Annotated in this window: 13 protein-coding genes; 3 read left to right on the forward strand and 10 right to left on the reverse strand. The window is 38.8% G+C overall.

Features of this window, described 5'->3' with window-relative positions; all coding sequences use genetic code 11:
- Positions 1-163: 163 nt before the first annotated feature.
- A complete protein-coding gene (locus tag ACKGJO_RS13035) occupies positions 164-2917 on the forward strand; it encodes a phosphoenolpyruvate carboxylase (RefSeq protein ID WP_411323878.1) in 2754 nt (917 codons plus the stop codon).
- A gap of 475 nt (positions 2918-3392) precedes the next feature.
- On the opposite strand, the gene ACKGJO_RS13040 is transcribed toward ACKGJO_RS13035, so the two are convergent.
- The 8 genes from ACKGJO_RS13040 to ACKGJO_RS13075 form a co-directional block, all read right to left on the reverse strand.
- The gene (locus tag ACKGJO_RS13040; protein ID WP_411323879.1) at positions 3393-4505 is read right to left on the reverse strand and encodes a serine hydrolase domain-containing protein; all 1113 of its coding nucleotides are present in this window, start codon (positions 4503-4505) and stop codon (positions 3393-3395) included.
- Between the two features lie 251 nt (positions 4506-4756).
- Positions 4757-5485 (reverse strand): hypothetical protein, encoded by a 729-nt coding sequence (locus ACKGJO_RS13045; RefSeq protein ID WP_411323880.1) that lies wholly within the window; start codon positions 5483-5485, stop codon positions 4757-4759.
- A 149-nt stretch (positions 5486-5634) separates the two neighbouring features.
- Positions 5635-6306, reverse strand: a complete 672-nt coding sequence (locus tag ACKGJO_RS13050; RefSeq protein WP_411323881.1) for an AbiV family abortive infection protein — start codon at positions 6304-6306, stop codon at positions 5635-5637.
- 16 nt (positions 6307-6322) lie between these two features.
- Complete coding sequence (locus ACKGJO_RS13055) at positions 6323-7510, reverse strand: hypothetical protein (protein ID WP_411323882.1); 1188 nt, start codon at positions 7508-7510, stop codon at positions 6323-6325.
- A 155-nt stretch (positions 7511-7665) separates the two neighbouring features.
- Positions 7666-8187 (reverse strand): hypothetical protein, encoded by a 522-nt coding sequence (locus ACKGJO_RS13060; protein ID WP_411323883.1) that lies wholly within the window; start codon positions 8185-8187, stop codon positions 7666-7668.
- A gap of 117 nt (positions 8188-8304) precedes the next feature.
- Positions 8305-9318: a TlpA family protein disulfide reductase gene (locus tag ACKGJO_RS13065; RefSeq protein ID WP_411323884.1), complete on the reverse strand. Its 1014-nt coding sequence runs from the start codon at positions 9316-9318 to the stop codon at positions 8305-8307.
- Between the two features lie 115 nt (positions 9319-9433).
- Entirely contained in the window at positions 9434-9910 is a 477-nt protein-coding gene (locus ACKGJO_RS13070; protein WP_411323885.1) for a hypothetical protein, read from the reverse strand.
- Between the two features lie 149 nt (positions 9911-10059).
- Positions 10060-10710, reverse strand: coding sequence for a hypothetical protein (locus ACKGJO_RS13075; protein WP_411323886.1), 651 nt, complete (start codon positions 10708-10710; stop codon positions 10060-10062).
- 297 nt (positions 10711-11007) lie between these two features.
- Between ACKGJO_RS13075 and ACKGJO_RS13080 the strand changes: the two genes are divergently transcribed.
- A complete protein-coding gene (locus tag ACKGJO_RS13080; protein ID WP_411323887.1) occupies positions 11008-11970 on the forward strand; it encodes an integron integrase in 963 nt (320 codons plus the stop codon).
- A 159-nt stretch (positions 11971-12129) separates the two neighbouring features.
- On the opposite strand, the gene ACKGJO_RS13085 is transcribed toward ACKGJO_RS13080, so the two are convergent.
- Positions 12130-12417, reverse strand: coding sequence for a hypothetical protein (locus ACKGJO_RS13085; RefSeq protein ID WP_411323888.1), 288 nt, complete (start codon positions 12415-12417; stop codon positions 12130-12132).
- Positions 12417-12854 carry a tRNA (adenosine(37)-N6)-threonylcarbamoyltransferase complex ATPase subunit type 1 TsaE gene (gene tsaE, locus ACKGJO_RS13090; RefSeq protein ID WP_411323889.1) on the reverse strand — a complete coding sequence of 146 codons (438 nt, stop codon included), beginning with the start codon at positions 12852-12854 and terminating at the stop codon, positions 12417-12419. The genes ACKGJO_RS13085 and tsaE overlap by 1 nt, the downstream gene beginning before the upstream one ends.
- A 463-nt stretch (positions 12855-13317) precedes the next feature.
- Between tsaE and ACKGJO_RS13095 the strand changes: the two genes are divergently transcribed.
- The gene (locus ACKGJO_RS13095) at positions 13318-13842 is read left to right on the forward strand and encodes a fasciclin domain-containing protein (RefSeq protein WP_411323890.1); all 525 of its coding nucleotides are present in this window, start codon (positions 13318-13320) and stop codon (positions 13840-13842) included.
- The last annotated feature ends 28 nt before the right edge of the window (positions 13843-13870 follow it).

Below are 13870 nucleotides of genomic sequence, written 5' to 3' on the forward strand. Positions count from 1 at the left end.
ATTGAAATGTTCACAAAGAATTTAACTAACAATGGTAGCTTATCCCAAGTATGAATAGTTGAAATGATATTTCAACCGTACTGAGAACATAGAAAGATATTTGAACAGTAAAGTTTTAGTATTTTTATTTTCTCAAACTCACTCACAATTAATCTTACTCTTCATGTACTTTAGTACAACAGACGACGGCATAGAACTCGAAAAAATTCAGAATGACCTCACTTTTTTACATAACTGTTATGTTGAAATGCTGCGTGGTATCGGCGAAGATCAGGTTGCCAATGCCATAGAGCAAGGCCATCATTCAAGATCAGATTCTGAAAAGATCAGCAAGGCGTTTTCGTTGTACTTTCAGTTTATAACCATTGTGGAAGAGAATGCAGCTGTTCAACTGCGCAGAAAGCTGGAAGACGAATACGGACTTGCCCGTATCTCCGGCTTATGGGGAAAGACCCTGCAGGATCTTAGTGATCAAAAAACGCCTGAAAAAGAAATTGTCAAGCAGCTTCCGAAAATAAAAGTAGAACCGGTTATGACCGCTCATCCTACTGAGTCAAAGCGTTCTACGGTCATCGATCAGCTCCGGTCGGTCTATCTGTTGATGGTAAAGCGTGAGAATCAGATGTGGACGGAAAATGAGAAAGATCAGATCCGTGATGAAATAATGACGGCCATGCAGCGATTATGGAATACTGGGCAGGTTTTCCTGCATAAGCCTTCAATACAGGATGAACTCAACAATATCATGCATTATCTCACCAATGTATTTCCAAATGTACTTCCTATGCTCGATCAACGGCTACGTGAAGCCTGGGAAAATGCCGGATTTGATCCTGATCTGCTGGATGATTACAGAAAATACCCTAAAGTAAGCTTTGGGAACTGGGTAGGGGGCGACAGAGACGGACACCCCTTTGTAACAGATCAGGTAACCCGTGAAACATTTTTAGACCTAAGGAAACAGGCGCTGCATTTACTAAAAGATGATCTTTCGGATCTGGCCCAGAAGTTAAGCATATCATCGTATGCAGTTGATGCTCCTGTATTACTGATCGTTCGCATGTCTGAGATGAAAGAACGAGTCGGCGAAGCTGCCAAGCCGGCTCTCGAGAGAAACATAGATGAGCCGTGGAGGCAGTTTTTAAATTTAATGCGGGTTCTGCTGCCACTGCAGGAAAACGGTGAGCCTGTGGAGAAACCTGATGCCGGGCGTTACTATACCTCAGAAAATGAAGTACTCGCCGATCTCGATATTCTTATTGAATCACTGCATGAGATCAACGCTAAACGCATCATTAAAAGTGATGTGGAACCTGTAGCCCGTAAAGCTGCTACTTTTGGATTTCATCTTGCCACAGTTGATATCAGGCAAAACAGTAATTTTCACGATCAGGCGATGGCTCAGCTATTGCAAGCCTCAGGTATTGATGACGGTGAAAATTTTGAAAACTGGCCTGAAGAAAAACGGGTCGCATTCCTAAATGCCGAACTTAAAAGTTCGCGTCCTTTCGTGCGCCACCGTCAGGGGCTTGGAAAGGAAGCCGATGCAGTGCTTGCTTGTTATCATGTGGTGAATAAGCACATCAAACGATATGGCACGAATGGTATTGGTTCATTTATCGTCAGTATGACGCGAAGTCTGTCTGACCTGCTTGTGGTATATGCCCTGTGCCGTGAAGCCGGCCTCATGGAACTCACGGAAGACGGCATGGCTTCCAAAGTGCCGGTTGTGCCTTTACTGGAGACCATCGAAGATCTGGAACAAGGGCCTGAAATATTGGATGAATTTTTAAAACATCCTGTCACACAGCGTAGCATTACGCACCGCCAACAGCGTGATGAAACAGACCGGTTCCAACAGGTGATGGTTGGCTATAGTGACAGCAACAAAGACGGGGGCATTTTTGCCAGCTTATGGAGTTTAAATCAGGCTCAGCTTAAGCTTACAGAAATTGGGAATAAACATGATGTTAGAATTCGCTATTTCCATGGGCGGGGCGGAACCATTAGCCGTGGAGCCGGACCTACCCATCGGTTTATTGCAGGACTTCCCTCCGGTACGGTTCAGGGAGATATGCGACTGACTGAGCAGGGTGAGATGATCTCACAGAAATATGCGAACACGGTGACTGCATTGTATAATTTAGAATTGCTGCAGGCGGGAACGGCATCACATACACTTAGTGATGACAAGGAAGAAGATCTCCAAACAAAGCTTCAGCCTATCGTAAATAAACTATACGATTACAGCCTTGAAAGCTATCAAAGACTTGTGCAATCTGATGATTTTGTGAAATTCTTTTCGCAGGCGACACCAATTGATGTCATTGAATCGAGCAGTATCGGCTCAAGACCGGCGCGACGGACGGGTAAGCGTTCTTTTGGGGATCTCCGCGCCATTCCATGGGTATTTAGCTGGAGTCAGGCACGGTTTTTCCTAACGGGTTGGTATGGAGTTGGATCTGCCCTGGAAAGATTACGCAAAGAAGATCCGGATGCTTTTTCAGAACTTAGCAAAGATGCCGTAAACTTCATGCCATTCAGGTATATCATTACCAATGCGTCATCAGCCATTGCCCTCACAGATATTGAGATCATGAAAAGTTATGCGTCTTTGGTGGAAGATGAAGCGCTTGCAAAAAAATATTTCAAAAAGATCGAAGGAGAATTCAACCGAACGCGAGAAATGCTGGAACATTTATATGGACATAAGCTAACCGAAAGACGTCCCCGAATGTATCGTATGATCGAATTCCGTTCAGAGCGATTAAAGCCGCTTCACCAGCTGCAGATCGAACAGCTAAATACATGGAGAGAACTCAAAAAGGAAGGCAAAGAAGAGGAGGCAGCTGAACAGTTACCTGAAATGCTTCTTGTTTTAAATGCCATTGCAAGTGGTTTGGGCACTACGGGATGATGAACCGGAGATAAGAATTTAAGCAAGGTCATTCCCTTCACATCCATTTTATTTCTTTTAATGTAATTTCTAAATCAGGAAAAAATTCATGGTTTTTTTAGCATCGCTTTGTATTCAGAAATGCGGTTAAAAGCTTTTTCAAAATGTGTATAGCTGACTGTTAAGTACCGGCCTGTGCAATCGGATCAAGCCAGTCACGCATCGCCAAGCTTGAAGGGGGTGATCCAGGTATTTCTCTGGATCTCATGATTAAAGTACTTCTACGGCTTGGAACATCAAAAAAGCAGATTGGAAAACTGTTAGAAGGAGAGTTGGAACCAACCTGATTCGAAGGGTACTTAACGGCCTGGCGCGTAACCGGCGCACAGGCCAATGTGAATGCGATTATAGTTTACTATTTGGCACCCAGAAAACAAAACAGGCAGGGTAGGCGAGGTGCGTCCGCGTTAATGCGCGGGTTAGGTTTAACATTAAATTACTTACTCTTTTCGTGAGTTACCTGTATCCATTCTTTGAGACCTATTAGTACATGTTCTGCGGCAGGTGGGTCCAAGTTCGATAATACTATTATTGTGTTGTCTGTCTTTAGATTAGTCCTGAGCCAAGTATTTGCTCCTTCAATCCCTCCTGCAAATCCAAATCTTGTAGCATTTTTTTGATCTTCTTCAAACTGATTCATCAGGAGGGCAGTGTGCCGTTCATCCAATAACTTACCATCTATTACAGCACGTTGATAACGGTATAAGTCCTCGACTGTTGAATAAGCACCACCTGCGGGGGAACAACGATAAGCCATTCTATCGTAAGCTGGTACTAACTCTCCATTTGAATTTTTTGTATAAGGTGTCGCGCGGCTATCCGCTGGTTCATGAATAAAACACCCTGTAGAAATCATATCAACTGGTTCCCAGATGTTCTTATTCACTGCTTCTTCATATGAGAGTCCGGAAGCAACCTCTATGATGGCGCCAAGCAGTTCATAGTTAATATTACTATAGATCATTTTAGTATCTGGCTCAACCTTGGGTTTAATACTACGGATAAGTTTTACGTAGTCAGACACAGTTCGGAAATCTTTGGGATTGTTTTGATAGGCCGATTCGCTCATATAGTCACCCCACCCTGATTTCATTTGCAGTAAGTGACGAATTGTAACCTTTTGTCCATAATTATTCGGAAGTCCATCAATCCATTTGCCGATAGGTTCATCCAGACTAACAGTACCATTTTGGGCTAGTTTTAAAATTGTTGTAGCTGTGAACAATTTGCCAACAGACGCTAGGTTAAAGGCTGTTTGAGGGGTACTGGCAATGTCTTTATCCCGATCTGCCAGTCCAAAAGCTTCTTCAAGTAGGATTTGATCGCCATCAGTAATCAATACAACACCCCAGAACTTAGTCTCTTGCTCAAGAAGATCTAGTTCTTGTTGTAGCTCTTTCACATTTGAAGCTTCGAACTTTATTGGTTGAGAACGATGATTTTGAGCCGTTACCGATTTTGAAAGCATAATAAATGCAATAGATAGTATTGTAACGGATAGTAAACGGAAGTCTATATTGAAAATATTTTGGACGACAGCTGTTTTCATTGGAAACAATGTTGAATTTGAGTTGATACATTAAATGTAGGAGCTACGTAAAAACAGAAAAATAGTTACAGAATATTTCAGGGAATGCATAGGAAAGATAAAAATTGGTTACACTTAACGACATGGCGCATAAGGTGCGCACGCAAGATTGTTGATCTGTTAAATATTGAACGGAGAGCTAAAAAGCCAGAAAGTTGTAAGAGGGGCGAGGTGCGTCCCCTTAATGCGCGTGTTAGCTGTTTTTCTGCTAGCTATATTTTGATTAATTCAAAATATACTTCATGAATTTCATCGCCAACTGGTACTTCTAAGCGATATTTACTGAATGATTTATGTTTAAAAATGATATTGCCTGCAATATAAGAGCCGGGAAATAGTGTAGTTTTCATGAGCAAGCCTTCTTTTACACTATTTCTATAAAGTTCTGCTTGTCTAGCTTGTTTATTTAGTTGTCTTTGATTTTCTGCTTGGGCAGCTCTTTTTTCACTTTCATCAGTGGTGGTCGAGTTTCCATAATAGTTATATGATGTGCCATCGGAACCATAAGCTGTTCCATAAGTTGTTGTTGTAGAAGTGCCTGCATCCATATCTTCCATTGCTTTACCAAAAGCTGATAAGGCTAATGCCAAGTTTTGTTGGTTACGCATCTTTTTTAAATACCTCTTGGGATTATATGTATGTAGTTGCTTAGTGCTCCCATCAGATTCTATCCCATAAACCTTAACATCTTCTGGAAAGACGTTAATATATTGTTCTTGAGATTCATTTTTGAAGAATACAAAAAGAGTTATTTCTTTATTTTCTCTTTCTCCAAAGAAAGCCACAGTAGAGCTATCTTCTACAGATAATGCTATTTCCTTTCCCTCAGAAAGAAATTTACCAACGCCATTTTTCGTATCTTTTTTAGGTGAGACGTATGAAGTCGTAGAACAACTGGCGATGAAAAGTGAAAAAAGTAACAGTGATATTAAGTTTTTCATAAATATCCCATCTCAGTGATGATTTATGATCATAATATACAAAAAATAGCTAACGACCCGGCGTTTAAGCGGCGAGTCTGGGATTTAAAATTAAGGTTTCGAACCCTAAACGAGTCCGCTTGAAACGCTTGTTATAGGGCGCTCATAAGTTAAAGAAGAAAGTCAATTGCATGTATAGCATTTGCTTTACTACTTAGAATTCCATTTTCCTCTGCTTCTTTGTAGAAGTTAATTACGGCTTGTTTCATTAGAGTGTTGTTCTTTTTCCAAACTGGTTTCAAATGTTTTACCCACAATTCTAATTCCTCTTTAGTAGACACTGAGGATTTTTTACCACCAACAAATACTTTAGCAGATCTCAGAATTGAAGTAGCAAGATCTTTGTCGATGATTTTATCTGGTGTACTCCAATTTTTGTTTTTAAAATACTCGGTATAAAAAGCCAGCTGTTTTAAATATTCAAATGATTTTTTTGACTTCTCATCAGACAGTAAATACTTCAGTTCATCAAAATGATTATTACCCTTTTGAACTGCTTCGAAAAAAGCCAATCCCCAGTTTTTATCTAAGTGATTTCTAAATCGTTTCCATTCTTTATTTAATTCTTTTTGATCGTCTTCCATTAGAATAGATCGAATGATAGAAACTTTACCGGCTTCTTCAACAGCTAAAATTGATAATGCTGTTGCTCGCTCATACCTACCATGCTTATATAACAGCTCAGCATCATCTATAAGTGAATGAGCGTTACTTTTAATGGCATTGATACCTTCAGCAGCTTTTTCTGGTGTTAGCTTTTGATTGTATTGCGATTTTTTCATGCAAATTCAGTATTTGTCAGTAGTTATCGGAATTAGTAGCGAAACTATTATTTGAAGATTCATTTATTAAAAAAGAAACCGGCGTAAAATACTGAACGAGTGCTAATGGTATTGTTGAGTAATATGATGTTTTATTTAACTCTTGTTGACTCATTGCTAATCTATACATTTCAGATTCAATATCATCTGGTAAAGGAAGGAGAATTTCTTGAAATAATTCTTTCTCGCTTTTTTCCTCCACATAGACTGTGACTTTTTCGATATCATTCTCTGTGTATTCTAAGTAGTTAATAGACAATAGACTATCAATGTTTTGGTAAAGGGAAAGACTTTTTTTGAAAAAAGTCTCATTTCTCTGAAACTTAAGACTGTCTTGTATACTTTTTAAAACTCCAATATTTCGTTTTATATTTTGTCTGTATTCGAGAGATTCTTCAATTGAACCTGAAGCAATAGTGTCTAACGGTACTTGGAATGTGTAATAAGGAATGGTTTTACCATTTTCTTTTATCAGAACACGGTGTGTTGGATATTTAAAGTAATTTTTTATGGGTTCGCCCTTTTCAATTCTTTCCTTCATTATTTGGTCTACATAATAAGGGCTTTCAAAAGTTGTATAATCATCAATACTTAATGATGAAATCCCCATTATTAGGATATTTAGGAAAAGTAGATTAAGGGATATTCCAGCCACAATATGGCGAAGACGGCTATAAAAAATATTAGCTGAGTAAAAGAAAATGTAAAGGTATAATATTAATACTATTAGGTTGTGGGCGAAATAATAATTGTAGTTTTCAAATGAAACGAAAAGTCCAAAGAATACTATTTGGAAAGGTGCTATTAAAATCTTGGCAAGAATTGAAAAAAATGTCACCTTTTCAAGAGAAAAGGATACAGGGGTGAATTTGCTGATTGTTAGAGCGCTGACAGATAAAATTAATACTATCGTAAACAAGGATGCTAATTCAAAAATCATGAATTTTATCATCTCTCTCAAAGTAATATTCTCGATGGTAAAATAGCCCAGAAAGATTAGCAGCATTATATAAAAGAGAACCTGTAGAAATTTTTCTTCAAAATCTTTTTGGAAGAATTTTTTAAAAAAAGATTTAGGTTTTAAATAAAAGATTGGCAACTCTTTAATAAACTTTAGAAGCCTTTCAAAACCTACGTACTCTAATATTTTTTCAATCGATCCCATATTGATCTTTTATAGCCCTATAACGACCTTGCGTTTAAACGGCGCGGGGATTATGATTTTCTTTGAAGTAGCAAAATTAATTCCTGGCAATCAATTTCCATCGCACCTCGTCCGCGACCGATTTAAAACGCATGTTAGTGTGCTGGTTCTATTGTTCAATATCCTTCAATAATTTGAAACGGCTCTTTTCTTTCCATTAGTATTCTTTTTCCGGTTGCGTCAATGAAGTAGATTTCGCCTTTACGTGAACTTTCTCTCAACATATTCTTGTAATAAGTACTGTCCGACAACTCCAGTTTGTCATCATCTAAGAAAGCTAAATCGCCAGTTCGTAGAACAATTCTAGAGGAACTATCTGGCGGTATCAAAACTTCACGTTCTCTCAAATTATCAAAGCTATACGATATCAGTTTTAGTGTATCATTTTCCAAAAACCATAGAAACTGATTTAAATGGCTCGAGACTTGGAATCTATCCTCAAAATTAACTTTGACTGTATCTTTGGAGAGATTTTCAATGCGACCAAAAAAATGAATTCTTGGATAATTGTGTGATCCAATTAAATCATAGTGAATTTGAGAATTTGTAAGTACACCTTTCGGCACACTTTCAGGCTTATTACAAGATGAAAGAGCTAAAAAAAGAATAACTAGAATTGGTAGAATAGTTTCTTTCATTTCTCAAGCACACTAACGGTTTGGCGGTTGTGTGGCGAGGCGATTACTATTCCAAAGCCCCGTAGACAAAACGAGTCCGCACGAACCGCTGGTTATGCGTTCGATTCATTAATTCTGTTATTGAGCAATTAAACTTTCAACTTTAGAAACCATCTCTTCTCCACGCAAATCCCGCCCAATAATAACACCCTCTGGGTCAAGTAAGTACATCCTTGGGATTCCTGAAACATTAAATAAACGAGCTAGCTCTCCTTCCCAGCCATCTTCTACATATATTTGAGGCCATTGCATTTCCCTCTCTCCAATAAAGTCCATTAGCGTATCTTTATCTCTGTCTAACGAAATCCCGACTATTGTAAATCCATTATTTTGATAATTTTCATACAGGTCTTTTAAGTGAGGTATTTCAGGTAAACATGGACCACACCATGTTGCCCAAAACTCCAATATTACGTATTGCCCTTCTAAGCTGGAAGGTGAAATCTTATTACCATCTAATGTTTGAAATTCAAAATCAGGGGCTTTTTGACCAATGTTCAAAGATTCAAATTCATGCAAAAACCCCAGTCCCTGCCTGACATAAAATTCATGTGCATCGAGTTCAACAAGTTCACGTGCCAATTCAACGGCCTCATTTTTCGAGCCTTCCTGATCCGACTTTCTTCTTAGTAATTCGAGTAAAACTTCTGATCTGCTTTTCGACTCTGTCAAATTTTCTGATAAATATTCGAGAAGGTCATAATATTCAGACATTCCCAGTTCTTGATTTCTTGCATAAATACTGGAAATAGGAAGAATGATCAGCCTCCAAAGTTCAGAATCATAGTCTAGAGTTTGAAAAGCCTCACTTAAAAATTCTGATTTACCAGTATTACCCCACATTAAAAATGCCTGACCGAATGCTTTCCCACCAGTTTCAGTATCTGGATTCTCTTTGTAGTATGTATAGAACTCTGACGAATAAACATTTTGTAAGCTATCAGAATTTTCAGACTGCCTGATCTTATCCCAAGCTTGATTCATATAGTTATCAAAAGTTGAATCAACTTCTGCAGTTGAACTTTGTCCAAAAATTGTGTGAAATGGGCTAAATATCAATAAAAGGACAATTCCTGATTTAATTCGACTCATCTTACTTGTGTATGGTTTTAATTTGAAGACGCATAACGACCCAGCGTTTAAGCGGCGAGCCGAGTTGTTAAAATTAAGGTCCCGAATCCTAACCGAGTCCGCTTAAAACGCCTTGTTAGGCGGATTTAAATTCTGACAAATTACGAATGAAGTTCACTTTCTCTCTTTTAATGAAACTAGTAATTTTTTTCTGTTCTCCTTCCTCGTCAAAAGTAAACTCCATCAGATTGCTAAAGATTTTATCCTGAGTAATGCTGGTAATCTGTTTAATATATATATCATCTGGATTAAGAATTTCATTTGCAAACACAGGTCCTCGAATAGTGAATTTCATATTATTCTGATCTAAATAAGCAATGTCTAAAAACCTCATAGTCCTGACGACCCGAAACCAATGGGGAAATATGATCAGCCAAAATATTCCTAAAACAAATAATATTGCCAAAGACAGTGAAATGGGATCATTTTGAATATTACTCCAAATACGATTTACAAATAAAACGAATAAGGCACTACCACTTAGAATCACTAATGTGATCCCTAAAAAACTATTATTCCAAAAGGTATTCGATACGTTTTCTGATTTTATCATATATCTATAATTCAAATCCGCCTAACGACCCAGCGCATAACGGGCGCGGGGATTATGAGTTAATAAACGGTTAAAATTTCAAAACAAACAACCCTGGAAATCAACGGTACGTCCGCGTCCCCAGTTGATGCGCATTGTTAGCCGTATTTCTATAGCCAAGTATCGTTAATCTCAGATTTCTTAATCTTAAATTTTAGTTGATGCTTCTCTTTAAGGAATTCAATGATTTCTTGAAGTCCGTATTCAATAGCAAAAGGTGAAAGGTATACTTCTTCAAGCAACTCATTCAGGTTCACATTAATGTTCTTGAAACGTAAATTTTCATCATCGCCAATTCGTGTGAGACAACGAACTTCTTGTTCAAAATTATAGTATATGTGTTTAGTAAGTAGAGTAGAAAATTGTCCAAAACCATACACTGGATTATTTTTATCGAAATATTGTACTTCACCAATAAATATTTCTTCTTTTGCGCTACTAAAGCTACGCTTGAGATGTTCAAGGTCAGTTTTAATTGCTACACCAAGCTTATCTTTCGCATACATTTTCCAAAGTGCAAACGACTCATGTTCTGCGGCAGTCCATGAAGATATTAATGTCTGATTTCTTGGGTAGTCTTCCATGAATTCTTTGAAAACATCAACAAAATTGTCATCCCTACCTTGTCTTTTATCATGCTCTTTCATCAATTTATATACCGTATCTGGAATCTTTCCTTCCAACTGATCACCCAACATTTCAATTGATGAGAAAAAAAGTGTTGAGGTATTTATGATTTTCAAAAATTTCCACAAATCCATGTACCTCCACAAAGGAAGATTCTGAATATTTTTAGTGGTTAAATCTTCGTGATCAGTGTACATGTTGTAATACGGCTAACATAGTATTATCCGAACGAGGGGTTTGTTAGGGCGAACTGTGTAAAACCCCTTGGACCCGCTAATTTGCCCCTTTGTATTCGTATAATGTGATTATTTGGATGTTATCCGAACGGTCGTTCGCCTAAGGTGTTCGTATAAAATCCAAAATTTTTGTAAGGAATTGCTTCCTCATCGCTCTAACAAGATAATACCTTCACTCAATAAATCAAGGTTGTCATGGCAAAATCAAAATTGTTAGAGCAGGTAAGGCAGGAAATTCGCCGAAGAAATTATAGCTATAAAACGGAGCAATCTTATACAAGCTGGGTCGTACGTTATGTTAAGTATCATGGTACGGTGCACCCTAAAAAACTGGGAGATGCGGAGGTTGAACAATTCCTGAATCATTTGGCAAATAACAGGAATGTTGCGGGCGGAACCCAAAATCAGGCGTTGTCTGCTTTGGTGTTTTTATACAAAGAAGTACTGAGTAAGGAATCCCTGGAACTCAGTAATTTAAAACGGGCAAAAAAACCAAAACGTCTACCGGTAGTGTTGTCGGTAGAGGAGACTATGGCCTTGTTTAAGGAATTGCATGGCGTAGCCGCCCTCATCTGCCGGTTACTGTATGGCAGTGGTCTTAGGATTTCTGAAGGATTAAGGCTTCGGGTTCAGGACATTGATTTTGATTACGAACAACTTTGGGTGCGGTCGGGGAAAGGCTTGAAGGACAGGGTGACATTACTACCCCAAAAGTGTATTCCCGAACTCAGGGAACAGATCAAAAAGGTGGAAATGCTTCATCAAAAAGATCTTTCAAAAGGGTATGGTAAAGCTATATTACCAAAGGCACTAGCCGAAAAGTACCCGAATGAAAACAAAGAACTGCGGTGGCAATATGTATTTCCCTCCAAAATAATTTCCAAAGATCCCAGGAGTGGTTTGCAGCACCGCTACCATCTGTCTGACAAATACGTGCAGAAACGAGTGAAGAAAGCCGCAAAAAAAGCGGGCCTGAATAAAAAAGTAACCTGCCACACTCTCCGCCATTCGTTCGCAACCCATCTCCTGCAAAATGGCTACGACTTCCGCACCGTCCAGGAACTCCTCGGCCACAAAAACCTGAAGACCACCATGATCTACACTCATGTGATAAATAAGGGCGGCAACTACATCAAATCCCCGGTAGATATTTTGTAGATCGTCCATCGCAAATCAGTCCATCGGTTTTTCGTAGATCATAAACGAGGGAACAATGATTAACCAAACGACCGAGTTGCGAATCTCTTTAGCGACCCTCTGAAAAACACAAAGTTTCAGAGTTGAAAGTTGGGTGTTCCTTGTTGGATGTTCAATAACTTACCGCCCCTTTAGCACACCCGACAAATTAAGCTTATGAATAGGAATGAGATAAGAAGAAAGCATTTCATCTTTATGAATGCCAAGCTCGCCGGTGCCCCTGAAATCAACCATACACACCTTTTCGGCTGTCTGAACAACTTCCCCGATGCCATAATATTCAGGACTGGGACCATAATATACCAGATCACCTGTTTTCAGGGTGTTATTCGCCCGCCGGTGATAGGGCATGATCACAGGGAGAAGGTCCAGCCGGTAAGATAATTTTCTTTTATTAGAGAGTGCCATCACTCTGAGTTCTTCTGATGAATAAGTATATCTCGCTCAGACCCTGAAAGATGTAAAATTTTGATCCAAATCGCATTGTCAGGAATAAGGGAGCCGATCTTTTCAGGCCATTCGACCAAACAAACGCCGTCACCGTAAAAATATTCCTCGGCTCCAATCTCAAGCGCTTCTTGCTCATGCTTTAACCTGTAACAGTCAAAATGATAAACTGGGATCTCGCCTGAATACTCGTTTATCAAGGTGTAGGTCGGAGAATTAACCTTGTCAGGATCCACACCAAAAAAGGAGGCGACACCCTTTATAAAGTGCGTTTTACCCGCCCCCAGATCACCTGTCAGACAAACCACATCACCGGGACTAAGTTGTTTACCAAACTCAGATCCGGCACGAATGGTTTCATTCACAGAATGAGATCTAAAAGGCGTGTTAAGGTTCATAAAGTAATTTATGCTAACTGATTAATTACAAAAACACCTAAAGATAACACCCTTTCCAAACATCTTTGAGGGAAATATGGGCAGTGTTTTTAATAATTGATGTAAACCCTATGAATTGTAAGAGGTACAGATTTTATATTGTCAGTCACGCTTTTAAAGTGGATAATGGTACAAAACATAAGAACTTATAGTATTCAGAGTTGGGCTGAAATTTCGATTAAGTTTCACGATCAGTATTTCGAATAATATTATGGTTAATCACATCAGGTTGGGCTTATTATCTAAAGACAATTCACTTACTCAGGAAAAAATAATATTGGCCAAGGCCGGAATTTTTTATAATTTAAATAAAGGATAAAAAGGTATTTATCTCTGATAAAAACCGCTTTAAAACTTAAAACCCACAAAAGTTATGAAAATCATAAAAAAACTAGGCACACTGGCGATAGTGACAGTAATATCAATGACATTAATATCGTGTGGAAATACACAAGAAAGATCAAATAACAGTACCACAGAAGATAAGACAGCTTCTACATCAAATACCGGACAAGCCGGAGTTGTGGACGATGAATCTCAAGCACATATCTTGCGAATTGCCAAAGAATCACCTGATCATACCATATTGGAAAAGGCGATCGAAGCAGCAGGGATCCAAAATGTGTTGGCAAATCCGGGGCCGTTAACGGTGTTTGCTCCCAATGATGAAGCTTTTGAAGCACTGCCCGAGGGTACGCTTGATGAATTGATGAAGCCTGAGAACAAATCAAAGTTGGCTAGAATCTTAACTTCACATGCATCCCCGGCTTCACTAAGTAGAGATCAATTGGCCGACGGCATGGAGGTGTACCTTGCTACCGGACATTATGTTCAGTCAGAAGTGAAGAATGGCGATGTATATGTAAACGGAGCCAAAATATTAGCCTCGGTTGATGCCTCAAACGGTGAGGTACACGTAGTTGACAAGGTGTTCTTGGTAGCGAACTAGAAAGAATACTCTCAGTTCATGATTTTAA

This window comes from Gracilimonas qinghaiensis, from assembly GCF_046602855.1.
Taxonomy (GTDB): domain Bacteria; phylum Bacteroidota; class Rhodothermia; order Balneolales; family Balneolaceae; genus Gracilimonas.